Annotated in this window: 16 protein-coding genes; 12 read left to right on the forward strand and 4 right to left on the reverse strand. The window is 70.8% G+C overall.

Annotation, left to right across the window (positions count from 1 at the left end):
- The coding region (locus GWI24_RS20355) for an alpha/beta fold hydrolase (RefSeq protein ID WP_210947358.1) at nucleotides 1-658 on the reverse strand (658 nt) is incomplete at its 3' end.
- Between the two features lie 158 nt (nucleotides 659-816).
- Here GWI24_RS20355 and GWI24_RS20360 point away from each other — a divergent pair.
- Together GWI24_RS20360 and GWI24_RS20365 are read left to right on the forward strand one after the other, a co-directional pair.
- A complete protein-coding gene (locus GWI24_RS20360; protein WP_210947359.1) occupies nucleotides 817-1,986 on the forward strand; it encodes a cysteine desulfurase family protein in 1,170 nt (389 codons plus the stop codon).
- 206 nt (nucleotides 1,987-2,192) lie between these two features.
- Nucleotides 2,193-3,629: a hypothetical protein gene (locus tag GWI24_RS20365; RefSeq protein WP_247616637.1), complete on the forward strand. Its 1,437-nt coding sequence runs from the start codon at nucleotides 2,193-2,195 to the stop codon at nucleotides 3,627-3,629.
- 10 nt (nucleotides 3,630-3,639) lie between these two features.
- On the opposite strand, the gene GWI24_RS20370 is transcribed toward GWI24_RS20365, so the two are convergent.
- The gene (locus GWI24_RS20370; protein ID WP_210947360.1) at nucleotides 3,640-4,314 is read right to left on the reverse strand and encodes a peptidoglycan recognition family protein; all 675 of its coding nucleotides are present in this window, start codon (nucleotides 4,312-4,314) and stop codon (nucleotides 3,640-3,642) included.
- A gap of 227 nt (nucleotides 4,315-4,541) precedes the next feature.
- On the opposite strand from GWI24_RS20370, the gene GWI24_RS20375 reads away from it, so the two are divergent.
- From GWI24_RS20375 to GWI24_RS20390, 5 genes are all read left to right on the forward strand, one after another.
- Nucleotides 4,542-5,453: a TIGR03619 family F420-dependent LLM class oxidoreductase gene (locus GWI24_RS20375; RefSeq protein ID WP_210947361.1), complete on the forward strand. Its 912-nt coding sequence runs from the start codon at nucleotides 4,542-4,544 to the stop codon at nucleotides 5,451-5,453.
- 70 nt (nucleotides 5,454-5,523) lie between these two features.
- A complete protein-coding gene (mnmA, locus tag GWI24_RS20380; protein WP_210947362.1) occupies nucleotides 5,524-6,675 on the forward strand; it encodes a tRNA 2-thiouridine(34) synthase MnmA in 1,152 nt (383 codons plus the stop codon).
- A gap of 128 nt (nucleotides 6,676-6,803) precedes the next feature.
- Nucleotides 6,804-8,558: a class I SAM-dependent methyltransferase gene (locus GWI24_RS20385; RefSeq protein WP_247616639.1), complete on the forward strand. Its 1,755-nt coding sequence runs from the start codon at nucleotides 6,804-6,806 to the stop codon at nucleotides 8,556-8,558.
- 30 nt (nucleotides 8,559-8,588) lie between these two features.
- Nucleotides 8,589-8,711 carry a hypothetical protein gene (locus tag GWI24_RS46270; RefSeq protein WP_281790284.1) on the forward strand — a complete coding sequence of 41 codons (123 nt, stop codon included), beginning with the start codon at nucleotides 8,589-8,591 and terminating at the stop codon, nucleotides 8,709-8,711.
- A 209-nt stretch (nucleotides 8,712-8,920) separates the two neighbouring features.
- Nucleotides 8,921-9,847, forward strand: a complete 927-nt coding sequence (locus GWI24_RS20390) for a LysR family transcriptional regulator (RefSeq protein ID WP_210947363.1) — start codon at nucleotides 8,921-8,923, stop codon at nucleotides 9,845-9,847.
- Here GWI24_RS20390 and solA read toward each other — a convergent pair.
- Both solA and GWI24_RS20400 read right to left on the reverse strand, forming a co-directional pair.
- Nucleotides 9,834-10,970 carry an N-methyl-L-tryptophan oxidase gene (gene solA, locus GWI24_RS20395; protein WP_210947364.1) on the reverse strand — a complete coding sequence of 379 codons (1,137 nt, stop codon included), beginning with the start codon at nucleotides 10,968-10,970 and terminating at the stop codon, nucleotides 9,834-9,836. The two genes, GWI24_RS20390 and solA, sit on opposite strands and share 14 nt — an antisense overlap.
- Before the next feature lie 3 nt (nucleotides 10,971-10,973).
- Nucleotides 10,974-12,392, reverse strand: coding sequence for a sodium/glutamate symporter (locus GWI24_RS20400; RefSeq protein ID WP_247616640.1), 1,419 nt, complete (start codon nucleotides 12,390-12,392; stop codon nucleotides 10,974-10,976).
- Nucleotides 12,393-12,567: 175 nt separating this feature from the next.
- Between GWI24_RS20400 and GWI24_RS20405 the strand changes: the two genes are divergently transcribed.
- The 5 genes from GWI24_RS20405 to GWI24_RS20425 all read left to right on the forward strand — a co-directional run bounded on the left by GWI24_RS20405 (nucleotide 12,568) and on the right by GWI24_RS20425 (nucleotide 19,737).
- Complete coding sequence (locus GWI24_RS20405; protein WP_210947365.1) at nucleotides 12,568-13,095, forward strand: TIGR00730 family Rossman fold protein; 528 nt, start codon at nucleotides 12,568-12,570, stop codon at nucleotides 13,093-13,095.
- A gap of 144 nt (nucleotides 13,096-13,239) precedes the next feature.
- A complete protein-coding gene (locus tag GWI24_RS20410; protein ID WP_198278311.1) occupies nucleotides 13,240-13,929 on the forward strand; it encodes an SDR family oxidoreductase in 690 nt (229 codons plus the stop codon).
- A 216-nt stretch (nucleotides 13,930-14,145) separates the two neighbouring features.
- The gene (locus GWI24_RS20415; protein ID WP_199335221.1) at nucleotides 14,146-15,099 is read left to right on the forward strand and encodes a methionine synthase; all 954 of its coding nucleotides are present in this window, start codon (nucleotides 14,146-14,148) and stop codon (nucleotides 15,097-15,099) included.
- Nucleotides 15,100-15,114: 15 nt separating this feature from the next.
- Nucleotides 15,115-17,325 carry an NAD-dependent DNA ligase LigA gene (gene ligA / locus GWI24_RS20420; RefSeq protein ID WP_210947367.1) on the forward strand — a complete coding sequence of 737 codons (2,211 nt, stop codon included), beginning with the start codon at nucleotides 15,115-15,117 and terminating at the stop codon, nucleotides 17,323-17,325.
- A 303-nt stretch (nucleotides 17,326-17,628) separates the two neighbouring features.
- A complete protein-coding gene (locus GWI24_RS20425) occupies nucleotides 17,629-19,737 on the forward strand; it encodes a bifunctional diguanylate cyclase/phosphodiesterase (protein ID WP_210947368.1) in 2,109 nt (702 codons plus the stop codon).
- The last annotated feature ends 36 nt before the right edge of the window (nucleotides 19,738-19,773 follow it).

The raw sequence follows: 19,773 nt of genomic DNA on the forward strand, positions 1-19,773 counted from the left end.
CGATCTCATCGGTAAAGCGCCGATCGTTCTGCGCGATCTGCCGGTAGAACGCGGCCTGGTCCTCAGGACCGCCGCACCACCCGTCCACGATCCGCTCCAGCACCCGCGGATGCAGCCCTGAGGCGCTCCCCGAGCGGACGTACTCGCGCACCAGCCCCCGATGCATCTCGGGCGACAGCTGCCCGAAGACCTCGTGGTGGGCGCCGATCAGGCGGTATGTGGGGGAGCCCCACGGGGACAGCGCGAGGGCGTTGACCAGGGCCAGTCGGCGATACCTCGCACCGTGCAGCAGATGTGCGCGCAGGGCGACACATCCGCCGAAGTCATGGGCGACGACGGCCGGTTCCGCCCCCTCCCCGGTCAGCCCCCACTCCTCGAGCAGCTCACCGAAGACCCGGCCCTGGGCGGCCAGCGAGACGTCCTGGTCGGCCCGCTTCTCGGAGGCCCCATAGCCCGGCATGTCCCAGACGAACACCCGGTACCGGTCGGCCAGCGCACGGGCGACGCCCCGCCACACGTACGACGAGAACGGCGTGCCGTGCAGCAGCACGACCGGCGGCGCGTCCGGCGCGCCGAAGGCCGCCCAGCGGACCTCGCCGGAGGAGCTGAGGTAGGTGCGGTCCAGGTTCCACTCGGTCTTCCACTCAGTGCCTGTCATGAGTAAAACCGTAGACACTCCTTACCGGCGTGTCGAGGGGTTACCGCAAGACGATCCGAAGAGGCGGCGCGAAAAGCCCCTGCGCGAGCCACGCCCACGCGCACTCGGCCGCGCACCCGGTACGCACCCCCGCAACGCCTCGTAGAATCGAGGCCACCATGGTTTACCTCGACCACGCCGCCACCACCCCGATGCTCCCGGAGGCGGTGCAGGCGATGACCGCCCAGCTCGCCGTCACGGGCAACGCCTCCTCGCTGCACGCCGCCGGCCGGCGTGCCCGCCGTACCGTCGAGGAGTCGCGCGAATCCCTGGCCGCCTCGCTGGGCGCCCGCCCGAGCGAGGTCGTCTTCACCGCCGGAGGGACCGAGGCCGACAATCTCGCGGTCAAGGGGCTCTACTGGTCCCGCAGGGACGCCGACCCGGCCCGCGTCCGGCTGCTCGCCAGCCCCGTGGAGCACCATGCCGTGCTCGACGCGGTCGACTGGCTCGCCGAGCACGAGGGCGCGCGGGTCGAATGGCTGCCGGTCGACTCCCTCGGCCGGGTGCACCCCGAGGCGCTGCGCGAGGCGATCGCCCGCGACCCCTCGGACGTCGCCCTCGCCACCGTCATGTGGGCCAACAACGAGATCGGCACCATCCAGCCGGTCCGCGAACTCGCCGCCACCGCAGCCGAATTCGGCGTTCCGCTGCATGCCGACGCGGTCCAGGCGTTCGGTCAGATCGAGGTCGACTTCGCCGCCTCGGGACTGGCCGCGATGACCGTCAGCGGCCACAAGATAGGCGGCCCCTACGGCATCGGCGCGCTGCTGCTCGGCCGTGAGCACACCCCCGTGCCCGTGCTGCACGGCGGCGGCCAGGAGCGCCAGGTGCGCTCCGGGACGCTCGACACCCCGGCCATCGCCGCCTTCGCCGTGGCCGGTGCGCATGCCACCGAGCACCGCGAGGAGTTCGCCCGCGAGATCGGCGCCCTGCGCGACGCGCTGATCACCGCCGTCCGTACGGCCGTGCCCGACGCCGTTCTCGGCGGCGACCCCGACCCGGCGGGCCGGCTCCCCGCCAATGCCCACTTCTCCTTTCCCGGCTGCGAGGGCGATTCGCTGCTTCTGCTGCTGGACGCGCAGGGCATCGAATGCTCGACGGGCTCGGCCTGTACGGCCGGTGTCGCCCAGCCCAGCCATGTGGTCCTGGCCACCGGCAGCGACCCCGAGCTGGCCCGGGGCACCCTGCGCTTCTCGTTCGGCCACACCTCGGTCAAGGCCGATGTGGAGGCCGTCGCGGAGGCGATCGGCCCAGCGGTGGAACGGGCGCGCGGGGCGGGGCTCAGCTGACGGCCTCGCCGACGGCCCCCGCCCGGACCGCCTCATCATAACCACGGAATTCGAATTGTTCCGGCGGCCATTTCACATAACCTACGGAACATCAATCTCCGCTTGAAATGGCGGAGAGCCGTGGGAAAGGATTTACCCGTCAACGAAACCTGTCATGCGCGGAATGCCCACAGGTTTTCTTCACGGGGAAATCCAGGAGTTCATCGATGTCGCAGCCTTCGCTGCCGCCGCACCACCAGCCGTCGCACCAGCCCCCGCAGCCGCAGGGGGTGCGGCGGACGCCGTCGCGGGGGTGGCGCTCCAAGCCCGCCCTGAAGCTGATCGCGGGCGGGGTCCTCGCGGCCGCCCTGGTGACCGGCTGCGGGTCCGGAGACGATGACGACGGCGGTAACGGAGGCTCGTCGTCCAAGGGCGCCCAGGCGAAGACGCTGGGCAAGGTCGCCATGCCGAAGGTCGGCAAGGAGGCCAACACCATGGGCACCTGGGTGACGGACTCGGCCTTTGTGAAGGGCGACGTCAACAAGCTCGTCGGCTACTCGCTCGACGGCGCCAAGTCCAAGTGGCGGATTCCGCTCGGCGGACAGCTCTGCTGGGCCTCACCGCATATGACCAAGGACGGTCTGACCGCGATCCTGTTCCGGGACGGCGCGGGCGAGGACGCGCTGTGCACCAAGGTCGGGCTGGTCGACCTGAAGAAGGGCAAGCTGGTCTGGCAGAAGGAGGGGTCGGACAGCGAGGGCAACGCCGGGGTGCAGTTCGACGAGGTCACCATCGGCGGTGGCACCGTGGCCGCGGGCGGCACCGGTGGCGGGGGAGCCTGGTCGCTCGACGGCAAGCCGCTGTGGAAGCCCGCGTACCTCGCGGACTGCGACGACGACGGCTACGCGGGCGGCGATGACAAGATCGTCGCGATCCGCGGCTGCGACAGCGAGGACTCCAGCACCAAGCGGCTGGAGGTCCAGACGGTCGACCCCAGGACCCGCGACGTGAAGTCGTCCTACAAGCTGGACGAGAAGGTCGAGTACGCGCATGTGATCTCCACCGCGCCGCTCGTCGTGGCCGTCGACACCGGCGACTCGGACGCCGGGACCGGCACCACGGACATCCTGACCATCGACGACAGCGGCAAGCAGGGCAAGCTGCTCAGCACGATCGACGTGCTGGCCAAGGGGTACCAGCCCAACTGCCCGGCCACGAGCGTGGAGGGCTGCACCGAGCTCGCCCTCGACAAGGCGAGCAGCACCCTCTACCTCTCCTCGGAGGTGGACGTGGACCATGGCGGCCCGGGGGACCGGATCACCGGCCTGAACCTGAAGACCGGTAAGGAGACCGGGAAGACGAAGATGGCGGAGAGCCGGTCGCTGATCCCCATCCAGACCGATGACGACGGCTCCCTGATCGCCTATCTGGGCTCCATGTACAGCGAGGCCGGCGGGGTCGTGCGCGTCGATCCCAAGACCTTCGCGATGGACACGCTCCAGACCCACCCGGACGACATGAAGGACGTGGAGTCCGACATGGACACCTACGGGGACTGCACCATGATCTACACCGGCAAGAAGCTCTACATCGGCGACAGCAAGGCGAGCAGGCCCACCAGCGACAGCGCGGCCCGTCCGCTCGCCGTCGTCTTCGGAGCCTGAGTCAGGTCTGTCACTTCGCCGTCCGTGCCACGCGCACCGCTCGCACCAGCCGTATATAGCGGTCCCAGTCCCAGTGGCGGCCGGGGTCGGTGTGATCGGTGCCCGGCACCTCCACATGGCCGACGATGTGCTCACGGTCCCGGGGGATGTCGTACCGCTCGCAGATCGACGCGGTCAGCCGTGCCGAGGCGCGGTACATCGCGTCCGTGAAGGAGCTCGGCTCGCTCACGAACCCCTCGTGCTCGATGCCGATGCTGCGCTCGTTGTAAGAGCGGTTGCCCGCGTGGAACGCCACATCCAGCTCCCGGACCATCTGCGCGACATGCCCGTCGCGGCGCACCACATAGTGCGCCGCGGCGCGGTGTCCGGGGTCCCGGAAGACCCGCACCGCGTCGTCGAAGCTGCCCTGGACCACATGGATCACCACCCGGTCGATGGCGTAGTCGGCCGGGCGGTCCGCCCACCGCCAGTTCGCGCCCGAGGCCGCGATCCACTCCGCGCCCGGCTGGTCGACCGCGCCCGCCTTACGGGGCTTGTCGATGCCGGGCAGCCGCCACCACATCCGGGCCAGCTCGTCCCGCGCGGCATAGGCCGCGACACCCGCGCCGAGACCGGCCGCCGAGCCGCCGATCAGGAGGGTGCGCCTGTTGACGCGGCGTCCACCGCCGGTCGTGGTCTCGCTCACGGAACGCTCAACGCGCGGGGGAGGGCATCGGGTTCCGGCCGCCGGGATCATGGCGGGAACCCTTCGTTCCGGGCGGTGGCCCTCTGGCCGTACGGGTAGATGAACGTTGAACTGTCTCTGGGGCCCCGTGCCTCCCGTACTTCCCGGTACCTCTCCGTACCGTGGAGTGCGTCCGCCGGAACGTGTCCGCCGGAATGTGTCCATCCGCTCAACGAGGAGCTGACGGTATGCGCATCGGATTCGCCCTTCCCCAGTTCGGTCCGCTCGCCCACCACCCCGAGGACATCGCGCGGTTCGCGCGCCAGGCCGAGGAACTCGGCGCGGACAGCCTGTGGGTCGGGGACCGCCTGCTCGCCCCGGTCGACCCGATCGTCGGCTACGCGGGCACCGATGTGATCCCGCCCGAATTCCGCGCCGCGCTTGACCCCTTCGCCGTGCTGGCCACCGCCGCCGCGGCCACCGAGCGGGTCGAGCTCGGCACCGATGTCATCAACGCCCCCTGGTATCCGCCCGCGCTGCTCGCCCGCTCCCTCACCACCGTCGATCTGCTGAGCGCGGGCCGGCTGCTGGTCGGGCTCGGCACCGGCTGGTCGCCCGAGGAGTACGAGGCGGTGGACGTCCCCATGGCCGAGCGCGGCCGGCGCCTGGACGAATGCCTGGACGCCCTGGACGCCTGGTGGACCCGGAACCCGGTCGAGTACCGCGGGGACCACTGGACCGTGCCCGCCTCCCACGTGGACCTCAAACCGGCCTCGCGCCCCCGCCCGCCCGTCTACCTCGCCGCCTTCGCGCCCGCGGCCATGCGGCGGGTGGCCCGGCGCGCCGACGGCTGGCTGCCCATCGTGGTCGTCCCCGCCACGTCCGGAGCGCCCGACCCCGTCGCCGCCCTCGCCGAGCGGCTGCCCGGGGTGCGGGAAGCGGTCGAGCGGGAGGGCCGGGACCCGGCGGCATTCGACGCGATCCTGCGCGTCAACCCGAGCGCCGACGCCTCCGTGGACGACATCGCGACGACCCTGGTCCGGGCCGAGCGGGAGGCGGGCATCCAGCACGCCTTCATCGATCTGATCTACCTCGGCAAGGACGCCGACCAGGCCCTGGACCTCGTCCAGCGGGTGCTGGAGCGGGCCCGGGCGAGCTGAGCGGGGCGGTGGCCGGCCGCTCCATACCCATTTAGCCGTTGCGTACGTACCGACTTATGCTGGCCGGGTTATGACTGACTTCCCCGGTGCGCCCACAGGTCCCCGCGACGGCCGTCGGCTGCGCGTCCTCGCCGCCATGTCCGGCGGTGTGGACTCCGCGGTCGCCGCCGCGCGGGCGGCCGAGGCGGGCCACGATGTGACCGGCGTCCATCTCGCGCTCTCCGCCAACCCGCAGTCGTTCCGCACCGGCGCCCGTGGCTGTTGCACCATCGAGGACTCGCGGGACGCCCGGCGGGCCGCCGATGTGATCGGGATCCCCTTCTACGTGTGGGACCTCGCCGAGCGCTTCCGTGAGGACGTGGTCGAGGACTTCATCGCCGAGTACGAGGCGGGCCGCACCCCCAATCCGTGTCTGCGCTGCAACGAGAAGATCAAGTTCGCCGCGCTGCTGGACAAGGCGCTCGCCCTCGGCTTCGACGCCGTCTGCACCGGGCACTACGCCACGATCGTGGAGCGCGAGGACGGCTCGCGCGAGCTGCACCGCGCCAGCGACATGGCCAAGGACCAGTCCTATGTCCTCGGCGTGCTCGACGAGCGCCAGCTCGCCCACGCGATGTTCCCCCTCGGCGACACCCTGACCACCAAGGAAGAGATCCGCGCGGAGGCGGAGCGGCGGGGCCTGGCAGTCGCCAAGAAGCCCGACAGCCATGACATCTGCTTCATCGCCGACGGCGACACCCAGGGCTTTCTGGCCCAGCACCTCGGTACGGCCGAGGGCGACATCGTCGACGAGGACGGGCACAGGCTGGGCACCCACGAGGGCGCGTACGGCTTCACCATCGGCCAGCGCAAGGGGCTGCGCATCGGCCATCCGGCGCCCGACGGCAAGCCGCGCTATGTCCTGGACATCTCCCCGGTGAACAACACGGTCACGGTCGGCCCCGCCGAGGCCCTGGACGTCGCCGCCCTGACCGCCATCAAGCCGCGCTGGTGCGGGGCCCCTCCGGTGGGCCCGGGCACGTACACCGCCCAGCTGCGCGCACATGGCGGCGAAACCGAGGTGATGGCCGAGCGGATCGGGGAAACCGAGCTGCGGGTGACGTTCACCGAGCCGGTGCGGGGCGTGGCGCCGGGGCAGGCGATCGTGCTCTACGACGACACCCGGGTGGTCGGCTCCGCGACCATCGCCGCGACCGAGCGGGCCCAGGCGGTCGCTTCGTAGACCCCGGGTCCCCAGGTGGATATCCGCTTTTGGTGAGAAAGAAGCCGAAAGTCAGGATTGGGTGGTTGATCTCCGTTTGGTGCGATCAGTTTCTCTGAAGTTAACGTGCGTCCGGCCATTCCGGTGGCATGCGCCACGTGAATCTGGGAATGCGCCCCGCGGACACGGGTGCCGTGGTCCGCTGTCTCAGCACCGGAGGTTCCGTTATTTCTGCGCAACCTGTACAGAAATTTGGCGACAATCCAGTTGATGTCAGGGACACTGATCACTACACAGAGGAGTACGTACCCAGCTTCGTAGAAAAATGGGACTCGCTGATCGACTGGGACCGGAGGTCGGAGAGCGAAGGTACGTTCTTCATCGACCTGCTGCGTGAGCGCGGCGTCAAGAAGGTCCTGGACGTGGCCACCGGGACCGGCTTCCATTCGGTCCGGCTGCTCGAGGCCGGATTCGAGACCGTGAGTGCCGACGGCAGCGCCGAGATGCTCGCCCAGGCATTCTCCAACGGGCTCAAGCACGGTGACCACATTCTCCGCGTCGTCCAGGCCGACTGGCGCTGGCTCAACCGCGACGCCCATGGCGAGTACGACGCCATCGTCTGTCTCGGGAACTCCTTCACGCATCTGTTCTCCGAGCGTGACCGGCGCAAGGCGCTCGCGGAGTTCTACGCCATGCTCAAGCACGACGGAATCCTCATCCTCGACCAGCGCAACTACGACGCGATCCTCGATCGCGGCTACAGCAGCAAGCATGTGTACTACTACTGCGGAGAAGACGTCGCCGTCGAACCGGAGTACGTGGACGAGGGGCTGGTGCGCATGCGCTACAGCTTCCCCGACGAATCCGTCTACCACCTCAACATGTTTCCACTGCGCAAGGACTACACGCGCAGGCTGATGGAGGAGGTCGGCTTCCAGCGGATCGAGACCTACGGCGACTTCCAGCACACCTACCGGGAGGAGCGGCCCGACTTCTTCATTCACGTCGCGGAGAAGGAATACCGCACGACGGAGGAGCCGGTCAGGCCGATCGGTTCCGTCACGGCGAACGGGCAGTATTCGGGAGCCGTGGGCACCGCCCGCGACTACTACAACTCCGCGGACGCCGACGCCTTCTACTGGAGTGTCTGGGGCGGCGAGGACATCCACATCGGCATCTACGACGGGCCCGACGAGCCGATCGCCGAGGCCAGCAGGCGCACCGTGGCCCGTATGGCCGGGCAGCTGGACCTGACCGAGTCCTCCGTCGTCCTCGACCTCGGAGCGGGCTTCGGCGGCTCGGCACGCTATCTGGCGGAGACGTACGGCTGCCGCGTCATGGCGCTCAACCTCAGCGAGGTGGAGAACGAGCGGCATCGCGCGCTGAACGCCGAGCGTGGGCTGACCGAGGCCATCGAGGTGATGGACGGCTCCTTCGAGTCCATCCCGCTGCCGGACGACAGCGTCGACGTCGTCTGGTCCCAGGACGCGTTCCTGCACAGCGGCAACCGCGCCCGCCCCCTGGAGGAGGCCGCCCGCGTGCTGCGCCCCGGCGGCCACCTCATCTTCACCGACCCCATGGCGGCCGACGGCTGCCCCGCCGAAACCCTCCGCCCCATCCTGGATCGCATCCATCTGGAGACCATGGGGTCGCCCGAGTTCTACCGCCATGAACTGGCGCGGCTCGGCTTCATCGAGGTCGGCGGCGGCTTCCAGGAGCACCGCGAGCATCTGATCACCCACTACGCCCGGGTCCTGGAGGAAACCCGGCGTCAGGAGGCGGACGGCCTGACGGAGCAGGTCAGCGCCGACTACCTCACCCATATGAAGAAGGGGCTGAGCAACTGGGTCGAGGGCGGCAGGAACCGCCATGTGACCTGGGGCATCTTCCACTTCACCCGCTGATCCCCGACCCCTGACCCCGCCGGGTGGCCGGTGGCGGGCTCGACACCCGCCGCCGGCCACCCGGGGCGCGCGGCCGAGCTCGCACACGACATCGCCGCGGAGGACGGCGCCGCGCCGGTACTCGCCCACATCGCCGCGGCGTGCGAGGGCTGAGGCCGGGCGCGGCGCTCGCTTCATGAGGAGCTTTGCTCGTGTCAGCTGAGTAGGTGATCGAAGCTGGGGGAGGAGCCGTTCGGGCTCGGCGGCAAAACCTTGTGGTTCGAGCCGGCCTGGAGCGGGCCCCCGCCGACTCCGACGGCGGCGCTCGTCGCCTGATCCGGCCGCGCCGTACGCTGGGGCCGCTCTCGAGGGAAGGCCCGACCGTGCTGGAGCTGCGTCAGCTGAAGTACTTCCTCGCGGTGGCCGAGGACCTGAGCGTCACCGCCGCCGCTCGCCGCCTCCGGATGGCGCAGCCCGCGCTGAGTCAGGCGGTGCACAAGATGGAGCGGCAGCTCGGCACCCCGCTCTTCGACCGGTCGGGCGGCAGGCTGCGGCTCACCGCCGCGGGACGACTGCTGCTGCCGGAGGCCCGGGCGCTGGTCGACCGGGCCCGGGAGATCACCGAGCTGACCTCGCGGGCCGGCGGCCCGGAGCGGACCGTTTTGCGGATCGGCGCCATCGCCTCCGCCGTCTCCGGGCTGCTGCCCGATGTGCTGCCCGCCTTCCTGGACGACCATCCGTCGGTCGTGCCCCGCGTCTACGAGATGGGGCAGCGCGACCAGGTCGAGGCGGTGCGCGCCGGTGACATCGACGTCGGCGTCTGCCGGATGGAGCGGGCCGAGGACGGCGAGGTGAGCCTCAGCCGACTCGGGGACGAGCCGCTGCGCTGTGCGGTACCGATCCGCCACCCCCTGGCCACGGCCGAGGCGGTCCCGCTCACCGCCCTCGCCGACGAGAACCTGATCGGTTTCCCCCGGGCCATGGCGCCGGTGGCCTATGACACGATCGTGCACGCGTGCATGCGCGCGGGTTTCTCGCCCCGCTTCAGCCAGGAGGCCAGGAACGACCAGGCGATCCTCGGGCTGGTGGCCTGCGGGGTGGCCCTCGCGCTGGTCCCTGACATGACGACCCGGATCAGCGTGGCAGGGGTGGTCTATGTGCCGATCGCCGATCCGCACGCGGTGACGTTCCTGTCGGTGATCGTGCGGGCCGCCGACCCGGCGGAGGCGGGGCTGCGCTTCAGGGAGGCCCTCGCCGCCGCCCGGCCGCCGGCCCAGCCCGCCTCCGAGCGTGGCTTCACCCCGGGATGAACCGAGAGGGGGCCATGGGCCGGATGTCGAAATCGGTGCCCTTCTCCAGTGCGAGGTCGGCGGCGATCCGGCCGAAGACCGGGGCCATCTTGAAGCCGTGCCCCGAGAACCCCGCCAGCAGTACGGCCCGGTCCGTACCCGGCAGCCCGCCCACCATCGCGGTGCGGTCGGAGGTGTAGGCGTCCAGATAGACCGAGTACCGGATCGGGTCCGGGTGCAGCCCGGGCAGGAACCGCCGTACGGCCTCCGTGACCGGCCGCAGCCGGGACTCGTCGAAGTCCCTGGTGAACGCGGTGGGACCGGCGATGTCCCCCCAGGCGTCGGCGAAGCCGGTCTTGACCGACATCCCGTCCACCACCGGCACCCCGAACAGGTGCACCCCGTCCGTGTCCCGGATGAACGCGGGGAACCGGCCGGGTGCGTAACACCCCGCGTCGTCCGGCGCGAACCAGGTCAGCACCAGGGGCCGCACCGTGAGGTGGTCGTCCAGGGACGGCACCAGCGATCCGGCCCACGGTCCGGCGGCGAGGACCACGGTACGCACCGCGTACTCGGTGCCGCCCGCGCTGATCCGCACCCGGTCGTCCTCGAAGCGGACGGAATCCACCCTGGTGCGTTCCAGGAGCCGCGCGCCGTGCCCGCGGGCCTGCTGGTTCGCAGCCAGCACGGCCAGCTCCGGCCGCAGTACGCCGCCCTGGACGTCCAGGATGCCGATCTCGCCGTCGTGCGCCCGGTGCTGGGGGTAACGCGCGGCGAGCTCGCCCGGGGCCAGGTACTCATGCTCGAGGCCGTGTTCCTCGACCGACCCGCGGACGTTGTGCATGGGCGGGATGTCCGGCAGACCGATGGAGAGGCAGCCGGTGGGCAGGAAGAGCGGCAGTCCGGACAGCTCCGAGAGCTCCTGCCACAGCTCACGGGCGCCGCGCAGCAGCGGTACGTACGCCGATCCCTCGTGGTAGGCCATGCGGAACAGCCGGGACTCACCGCCCGACGCGCCCCGGTCGTGCGCCAGCCCGTACTGCTCGAAGCCGATGACGGAGGCCCCGGCCCGCGCGAGCTGCCAGGCCGCCATGGAGCCCATGGCTCCCAGCCCGATGACCGCCGTGTCCGCGTCCACGGTCACTGCTCACTTCCCTTCCGTAGTGGATGTCGTGGATGTCGTGGACGCGGGGGAGACCGCCGTGCGCCGCTCCGGGCCCCCGGTGGCCTCCGGGCCGCTCCGCCGGGCTCTTTGACCCATGAGGATCGGCAGGCCGAGCGCGATCAGCCCGACCACCGTCCATCCGGTGCCCAGCGCCCAGGTGGCGCCCGCCGTGACCATGACGGGTGCGAAGGTCACGCTCGCCGTCTCGATCGGCGCGAGCGGCAGATAGGCCAGGCCGAACTCCTCGAGCGTCCGGCTCTCCAGCTTGGGGTCGGTCATCCGGAGCAGGGCGATCCCCGTCGCGACGGCCCCGGTGGCCCAGCCCCAGGTGAACACGGCCTTCTCGAACCAGTCCTCGCGGAACGTCGCCGGAGCCACCACCAGGAACAGCACCAGGCAGAGCGCCAGCCCGAGCACGAAGAGCGCGGCCAGCGGCACCCAGTAGTCGCCGACCACACTCGGCACGATCGAGGCGATCCCGCACACGATGAGGACGTCGGTGGCGCCCCCCGACACGCTCTTGAGCGTCCGTGAGTCGACATATCCCCATGCGGGCGTCCGGCCGACGAGCATGCGGACGAGCAGCCCCACGACGAAGGCGAGCGCGAACACCGGGACGGTGAGGGAGGGGAACAGGGCGGTGACCCATTCCGAGATCCCGTACGCGGCGGCGGCCACCGCGCTCACCACGCAGAGCTGCAGGGCGAACGGTTCGATGGAGGCCGGGGAGGTGGTCGCGGTGCCGGTCGGCGTCCGCTCGTCCGGGTCCTTCAGCAGACCGGAGCGCAATTCCTCGGGCAGGTCGGCGAACCGCCCCACCCTTCTGCAGTGGCCGCGCCGGGCCGCCCAGTTGTTGATGATGACGCCGCCGACGATGCCGACGAGCGTGCCCACCGTGGCGGAGGTGAAGCCGAGGGAACTCGCCTCATGCCAGCCCGAGTCCTCGAACGTAGCGCCCATCGCGGCGGCCGACCCGAACCCACCGGCCCAGCCGCCGAACAGCAGCACCCCGAAGCCCGCCGGAGTGCCCCACACCGGGCCGAGCACGAGCAGCGCGAACAGCACGCCCAGACCGACCTGGATGACATACATGCCGATGGAATAGAGGGAGAAGGCCCCGGTCGCCTTCCCGAAATTCCGGATTCCCGCACCATCGGTCATCGCCAGACAGGCGAAGACAACGACGATCAATACCGAGGAATAGGTGCCCAGCTGGTCCGAAAAGGGCAGCAGATCAAGTGCGTTGGGGCCGAGCAGCAGTCCCAGGAATCCGGCCAGCACACTGGCGGGGAGCATGAGCCGTTGAACAACGCGCAGGTGGGCGCGGGCAAGAGTGCCCACGACGAGGAGCGCGGCGATCAGTCCGGCGTCACTGAGCAATGACCATGGGGTGTATTCCATCGAAGCTCCCGGAGTGGTGTGCGGCGGCGATGCGAGGGGTTCTATCAGCGGTATCGCTCCGGAGAACCCGACGGGGCGATACGAAAGCCGGGACGGCGCCATACGCGCTGCGTATCGCCCGAGTTCGGGGCGGGAATGACATCTGGGCGAAACATGTAAAGGTAGGGTGACGCGCATGAATATCTGCGTCTTCTGCTCCGCCGCCGATCTCGACGACCGTTACACCGCCCCCACCCGCGAGTTCGCCGAGCTGATCGGCAAGGGCGGGCACACGCTGGTCTGGGGCGGGTCCGACGTCGGGCTGATGAAGGTGATGGCGGACGGGGTGCAGGATCACGGGGGGCGGCTGGTCGGGATCTCGGTGGAGTTCCTCGCCGCCAAGGCCCGGGAGAACGCCGACGAGATGGTGATCGCCAAGGACCTCGCCGAGCGCAAGGCGCAGCTGCTCGCCCGAGCCGACGCCGTCGTGATCATGGTCGGCGGCACCGGGACGCTGGACGAGGCCACCGAGATCCTGGAGCTCAAGAAGCACGGGCTGCACATCAAGCCGGTGGTGCTGCTCAACGCGGCGGGGTTCTACGACGGCCTGAAGCAGCAGTTCCAGCGGATGGAGGAGGAGGGGTTCCTGCCCCGGCCGCTGAGCGAGCTGGTCTTCTTCGCGGAGAACGGGGCGGAGGCCATGACGTATCTGGAGTCCGTCTGAGCCCCCGGCCCCATAACAGCCGGCATCGCGCCCGTTACAGGATGGGAGCGCTCGGCGGGAAGTCCGCGCGGGTTTCGGGCATGGGATCGCGCCAAGCCGGGACCGTCGTCGGGGCTCGTCCGTCGGTGAGGCAAGCTGGGGAGCATGGGAACGCATCTGATCACTGGGGCAGGCTCGGGCATCGGCGCGGCGGTCACCGAGCGGCTGGCCGAGCGCGGCGACGAGCTGTGGCTGCTCGCGCGGGACGCCGGGCGGGCGAAGGAGCTGGCGGAGCGGTTCCCGGGGGTGCGGACGGTCGTCGGTGACCTGGCCGACCCGGACCGGCTGTCCTGGGCGCTGGGCCATCAGACGCTGCCCGACCGGCTGGACTCGCTGCTGCACATCGCCGGAGTGGTCGACCTGGGTGAGGTCGGGGAGCTGACCCCGAAGGCGTGGAACCGCCAGCTCGCCGCCAACCTCGTGGCGCCCGCCGAGCTGACCCGGCTGCTGCTGCCGCAGCTGCGGCTGGCCCAGGGGCATGTCGTCTTCGTCAACTCCGGCGCCGGGCTGCGCGCCAACGCCCAGTGGGCCGCGTACGCCGCCAGCAAGCACGGGCTCAAGGCACTGGCCGACGCCCTGCGCTGGGAGGAGAGCGGCAACGGCGTCCGGGTGACCACGGTCTACCCGGGGCGCACGGCCACGCCGATGCAGGTGAAGGTGCACCAGCAGGAGGGCAAGGAGTACGACGCGGAGCGCTGGATCGCGCCCGAGACCGTGGCGACGACCATCCTGACCGCCCTCGACCTGCCGCACGACGCCGAGATCACCGATCTCCAGGTCCGCCCGCGCGGCTGAGCCATCTCGGCGGCGGAGGTCGGCCGCGGTTCGGGTGCGCCCCGTAGGGGCGCGGGGCTGTATCGATGTGCGGCTCCGCCGCGTGGGCGCGACCAGCCACAATGTTGCCGCAGACGACCGACGGCATATCAACGCTTTCAGCGGAGCGCATACGTGAGCGAGAAGAGCACCACTACCCACCCATGGGGCCCAGGGGCCGCGAGCGGCGTCGGATCGATGCCGGGCGGCGACGCGCGGGAGGCCGCGAAGACCGTCACCGGCTCGCTGGAGGCCCTGCCGTACCTTCCGGAGCTGCCCGCGCGCGGGCCCGGCGCGGACATGATCGGGCGCACCGCCGGGATGCTGGCCGAGTTGTACGCGCATGTCGAGCCCAGCGGCTGGCGGATCAGCGACCGGCCGGGCCGGGACACCCGGCGGGCCCGTTCCTGGCTGGGCGAGGACCTGGACGCGCTGGAGGAGTTCACGCAGGGGCACCAGGGCGCGCTCAAGGTGTCGGCCGTGGGGCCCTGGACCCTGGCCGCCGCCCTCGAACTGCGCGGCGGCGAGGCCGCGCTGAGCGACCCGGGCGCCTGCCGGGACCTCACGGCCTCGCTCGCCGAGGGCGTGCGCGCCCATCTGGCGGAGGTGCGCCGCCGGGTGCCGGGCGCCGAGGTGGTGCTCCAGCTCGACGAGCCGTCGCTGACGTCGGTACTGCGCGGGAGCGTCCGTACGGCCAGCGGCTACCGCACCCACGCCGCCGTGGACCGGGGCGTGGTCGAGGGCGCGCTGCGGACCCTGGTGGAGGCGGCCGACGGGCCGGTGGTGGTGCACTCGTGCGCGCCGGCCGTGCCGTTCGGGCTGCTGCGGCGCGCGGGCGTCGCGGGGATCTCCTTCGATCTGTCACTGCTCACGGAGGGTGAGGAGGAGGCGATCGGGGAAGCCGTGGAAGGCGGTACGGCACTCCTCATCGGCGCGGTACCCGGCACGGACACCCCATTGTCGGACCCTGCCGGTAGCGTCGGGGGTGTCAGGACGCTGTGGCGCAGGCTGGGGCTGGCACCGGCGACTCTCGCGGAGTCGGTGGTGGTCACCCCGTCGTGCGGGCTCGCGGGCGCCTCGCCCGGGTACGCCCGCGCCGCGCTGGCCCACTGTGTCCGGGCGGCGAGATCGCTCGCGGACAACCCTGAGTAACGGGAGGACGACACGGTGGCCGGCGAACAGCAGTCGAAGGTCCCCGCCGAGGTGCGGGAGAGGCACGCCAGGCTCGCTGAGCAGATCGAGGAGCACCGCTTCCGGTACTACGTGAAGGACGCGCCGGTCGTCAGTGACGCCGAGTTCGACAAGCTCATGCGCGAGCTGGAGGCGCTGGAGGAGGAGCATCCCACGCTCCGTACGCCCGATTCGCCGACCCAGAAGGTCGCGGGGGCGTACGAGACGGAGTTCACCGAGGTCGAACACCGCGAGCGGATGCTCAGCCTGGACAACGCCTTCGACGACGAGGAGCTGGCCGGCTGGGCGGACCGCATCGCCAAGGAGCTGGGCAGCGGCTCGTACCACTTCCTGTGCGAGCTGAAGGTGGACGGCCTCGCGGTCAACCTCACCTATGAGCACGGTCGGCTGACCCGCGCCGCGACCCGTGGCGACGGCCGCACCGGCGAGGACATCACCCCCAATGTGCGGACGATCGCCAAGATCCCCAACCGGCTGACGGGCGACCGCGTCCCGGCGCTGGTGGAGGTGCGCGGTGAAGTCTTCCTGCCCCGCGAGCGGTTCGAGGAGCTGAACCGGCGGTTGGTGGAGGCGGGCAAGCCGCCCTTCGCCAACCCCCGGAACGCGGCGGCGGGTTCGCTGCGCCAGAAGGACCCGAAGATCACCGCGTCGCGGCCGCTGGACATGGTGGTGCACGGCATCGGGGCGCGCGAGGGCTTCGACATCGACCGGCTGTCGCAGGCGTACGAGCTGCTGCACGAGTGGGGGCTGCCCACCGCCGCCCACTTCTCGGTGGTGGACTCGATCGAGGGCGTGCGGGAGTACATCGCGTACTACGGCGAGAGCGAGCACCGGCACTCGGTGGAGCACGAGATCGACGGCGCGGTCGTCAAGTTGGACGAGATCCCGCTCCAGGGGCGGCTGGGCTCCACCTCGCGGGCGCCGCGCTGGGCGATCGCCTGGAAGTTCCCGCCCGAGGAGGTCAACACCAAGCTGGTGGACATCCGGGTGGGCGTGGGGCGCACGGGGCGGGTGACGCCTTATGCGGTGGTCGAGCCGATCACGGTCGCGGGCTCGGAGGTCGAATTCGCGACGCTGCACAACCAGGATGTGGTCAAGGCCAAAGGCGTGCTGATCGGTGACACCGTGGTGCTGCGCAAAGCGGGCGATGTCATTCCGGAAATCCTGGGCCCGGTCGTCGATCTGCGGGACGGCAGCGAGCGGGAATTCGTGATGCCGGCCACCTGCCCCGAGTGCGATACACCGCTCCAGCCCGCCAAGGAGGGCGATGTGGATCTGCGGTGTCCCAACGGCCGGTCCTGCCCGGCGCAGCTGCGTGAGCGGATTTTCTATCTCGCCGGGCGGAAATCCCTGGACATCGAGAACCTCGGCTATGTCGCCGCGGCCGCCCTCACTCAGCCGCTGGAACCCGCCGAACCCCCGGTGAAGGACGAGGGCGATCTGTTCGACCTGAAGATCGAACAACTGCTGCCCATTCGGTCGCATGTACTGGATCCGGACAGCGGACTGCCCAAGCGTGATCCGGAGACCGGTGAGGAGAAGGTGGTCACCTTCTTCGCCACCCAGAAGGGCGAGGCGAAGAAGAACGCCCTGGCGATGCTGGCCAATATCGAGGCGGCCAAGGAGCGCCCGCTGGCCCGGATCATCACCGGCCTTTCGATCCGTCATGTCGGCCCCGTCGCCGCCACCGCGCTGGCCCGCGAATTCCGTTCGCTGGACCGGATCGCCGCGGCGGACGAGGAGGAGCTGGCGGCCGTGGAGGGGGTCGGGCCGACCATCGCCGCCTCGCTCAAGGAGTGGTTCGAGGTCGACTGGCACCGCGAGATCGTCGAGAAATGGCGGCGCGCCGGGGTCCGGCTGGAGGAGGAGGGCGGCGAGGACGAAGGCCCCCGTCCGCTGGCGGGCCTCACCGTCGTCGTCACCGGAACGCTGCAGTCGTACACCCGGGATGGGGCCAAGGAGGCGCTGCAGAGCCGTGGTGCCAAAGTCACCGGATCGGTTTCGAAAAAGACCGATTTCGTGGTAGTCGGCGATAATCCGGGCTCGAAGTATGACAAGGCCATGCAGGTGAAGGTTCCCGTGCTCGATGAGGACGGATTCGGCGTCCTGCTCGAACAGGGTCCCGACGCGGCGAGAGAGGTCGCGTTGACGCCCCCGGAAGAGTCCGGGGAAGAGTCCGCGGAGTAGTACGGACGGCCGGTGGAGCGGCCGTTGGAGTAGCCGTTGGAGTAGCCGCTCCACCCATCCGGCGCAGCACTCCGGCCATCTTGTCCGCTCAATGGGTTCAAACCTGGCCGGATTACGACTGGGAGCACTTCCCGGGTACAGCCGGAGGGCATCACCCTTACAGCGCATAGCAGAAGGTCATGGATCGTCGGGCGGCATTCGGGGAACCGTCGCCGATCGCCGCCCGTCTTCCCCTTCTGCCGCCTACTGTTGAGGTGTGCGCCCGCCGTGGCGCTGGCACCGCCGGCTGTGAGAGGGACGGGTATGAAACCGACCGAAAGCGCCGCCCCGGCGTCGCGGCTGCGCCGGGCCGTGCTGCCCGCGCTGCCGGCCGCTGCGGTCGCCATGGCGGCTTTCGCACTCGGTATCGGAGTGTTCCGAGTGCTCGACGCGGGCAATGCGCTCTTTCCCGACGGAACCGTGGGCTGGTCGCTCGCCGTGCTCACCGGAATCATCGTCGGCCATCTGGTCGCCCTCGGCCGTGACCGCTGGTGGGGCGGCACCGGCTCCGGGGCCGCGTTAACCCTGGCGGCGCTGCTGCTCTACGGCTGGATTCCGGCCGTGCTGGTCAGCCTCGCCGTGGTCGTCCTGGTCGGCGCCGCCCGCCGGCACCGATGGCGGCAGGCCGCCCTGCACGGCGCGGTCGACATCCTGGGGGTCGGCGCGGCCGCCCTCACCCTCGCCGCCTTCGGCACCACCCCCTCCGTCGAACACCCCTGGCGCACCGACACCTGGCATGTGTCCGCCATCCCCCAGACGGCCCTGGCCGCCTTCGGCTATCTCGCGGTGACCCGTGCCCTGCTGTGGTGCTCCCTCGCCCCGCCCGGCGCCGGACTGCCCACCGTCGCCCGCACCGCCCTCTTCCGGCAGGCCCTCGTCGGCATCGCGCTCCTCGGTATCGCCCCCCTCATCGTGGTCGTCGCCGGGGACACCCCGCTGCTGCTCCCGCTGTTCGCGGTGCCGCTGGTCGCCCTGGACTCCACGCTGTGGATCGCCCGGGTCCGCGCCGAGGAGCAGCTGCGCGACCCGCTCACCGGGCTGCCCAACCGCCAGTGGCTGCTGGAGCGCACCTGGACCGCGCTGGACGAGGCCGAGCGGGCCGGCACCCGCACCGCGCTGGTGCTGCTGGACCTCGACCGCTTCCGTTCGGTCAACGACACCCTGGGCCATCTGGCCGGTGACCGGCTGCTGCTCCAGATCGCCGAGCGGCTGCGGCTCGCCCTGCCGCGCGGGGCGGAGGTGGCCCGGCTGGGCGGCGACGAGTTCGCGGTGCTGCTGCCCACCACCGACTCGCTCACCAGCGCCCAGCGCAGCGCCCGTGTCCTCGTCGGCGACCTCGGCTCCCCGCTCGACCTGGACGGGCTGACCCTGGTGCTCGAGGCCAGCGCCGGCGTCGCCGTCTACCCCGACCACGCCCTGGACGCCGAGGGGCTGCTGCGCCGCGCCGACGTCGCGATGTACCAGGCCAAGCGGGACCGCAGCGGAGTCGAGCTGTACGAGGCGCGGCGGGACGGCAACACCCCCGACCGGCTCGGTCTGCTCGGCGATCTGCGGCGCGCCCTGGACGCGGGCGACGTCGAGCTGCACTACCAGCCCAAGGTCGGCTTCGACGGGCATGTGGCGGGCCTGGAGGCCCTGGTGCGGTGGGTGCACCCGGACCGGGGGAAGGTGCCGCCGGACGAGTTCATCTCCATGGCCGAGAGCTCGGGGCTGATGCCCCGGCTGACCGAGTACGTCCTGGAGACGGCCCTGGGCCAGGTCGCGCGGTGGCGCGCAGACGGCCTCGAGGTGCCCGTCGCCGTCAACGTCTCGCCGCGCGATGTCCACACCCCCGGCTTCGCGGGCGCGGTCGCCGGGCGGCTGGCCCGGCACGGGGTCCCGGCGGGCGCCCTGCAGCTGGAGATAACCGAGCACGTCCTGCTGGAGGACCCGCAGCGGGCCGCCGACACCCTGGCCGGGCTCACCGGGCACGGGGTGAAGATGTCGCTCGACGACTTCGGGACGGGGTATTCGTCGCTGGTCCATCTGCGGCGGCTGCCGGTGAGCGAGCTCAAGATCGACCGTTCCTTCGTGGCCCGGCTGGCCGTGGACAACGAGGACGCGGAGATCGTCCGCTGTACGGTCGACCTCGCCCACTCGCTGGGCCTGCTCGTGGTCGCGGAGGGCGTCGAGGACGACGAGACCTGGGAGCGGCTGCGGGATCTGGGCTGCGACGCGGTGCAGGGCTGGCTGGTGGCCGCGGCGATGCCGCCGGAGGAGACGACGGCGTGGCTGCGGGCGCGGGGCGAGGGGGGCTGGCACCGCGAGACGGCGGACCCGTCGAGTAAGGAAGCCACTCCCGCGGACGAGGACGCGGATCAGCCGGTGACGTGAGGGTGCTGCCCCTTGCTATTTCGTTGCCGGGTGCGG

Origin of the sequence: Streptomyces sp. MK37H (genome assembly GCF_018035285.1) — a bacterium.
Taxonomy (GTDB): Bacteria; Actinomycetota; Actinomycetes; order Streptomycetales; family Streptomycetaceae; genus Streptomyces; species Streptomyces endocoffeicus.

What these genes read in the sequence shown, in the direction of transcription:
- GWI24_RS20360 (WP_210947359.1), top strand. Translation starts at nt 817, where the DNA reads ATGGTTTACCTCGACCACGCCGCCACCACCCCGATGCTCCCGGAGGCG.
- GWI24_RS20365 (WP_247616637.1), top strand. Translation starts at nt 2,193, where the DNA reads ATGTCGCAGCCTTCGCTGCCGCCGCACCACCAGCCGTCGCACCAGCCC.
- GWI24_RS20375 (WP_210947361.1), top strand. Translation starts at nt 4,542, where the DNA reads ATGCGCATCGGATTCGCCCTTCCCCAGTTCGGTCCGCTCGCCCACCAC.
- mnmA (WP_210947362.1), top strand. Translation starts at nt 5,524, where the DNA reads ATGACTGACTTCCCCGGTGCGCCCACAGGTCCCCGCGACGGCCGTCGG.
- GWI24_RS20385 (WP_247616639.1), top strand. Translation starts at nt 6,804, where the DNA reads ATGCGCCACGTGAATCTGGGAATGCGCCCCGCGGACACGGGTGCCGTG.
- GWI24_RS20400 (WP_247616640.1), bottom strand. Translation starts at nt 12,392, where the DNA reads ATGGAATACACCCCATGGTCATTGCTCAGTGACGCCGGACTGATCGCC.
- GWI24_RS20405 (WP_210947365.1), top strand. Translation starts at nt 12,568, where the DNA reads ATGAATATCTGCGTCTTCTGCTCCGCCGCCGATCTCGACGACCGTTAC.
- GWI24_RS20410 (WP_198278311.1), top strand. Translation starts at nt 13,240, where the DNA reads ATGGGAACGCATCTGATCACTGGGGCAGGCTCGGGCATCGGCGCGGCG.
- GWI24_RS20415 (WP_199335221.1), top strand. Translation starts at nt 14,146, where the DNA reads ATGCCGGGCGGCGACGCGCGGGAGGCCGCGAAGACCGTCACCGGCTCG.
- GWI24_RS20425 (WP_210947368.1), top strand. Translation starts at nt 17,629, where the DNA reads ATGAAACCGACCGAAAGCGCCGCCCCGGCGTCGCGGCTGCGCCGGGCC.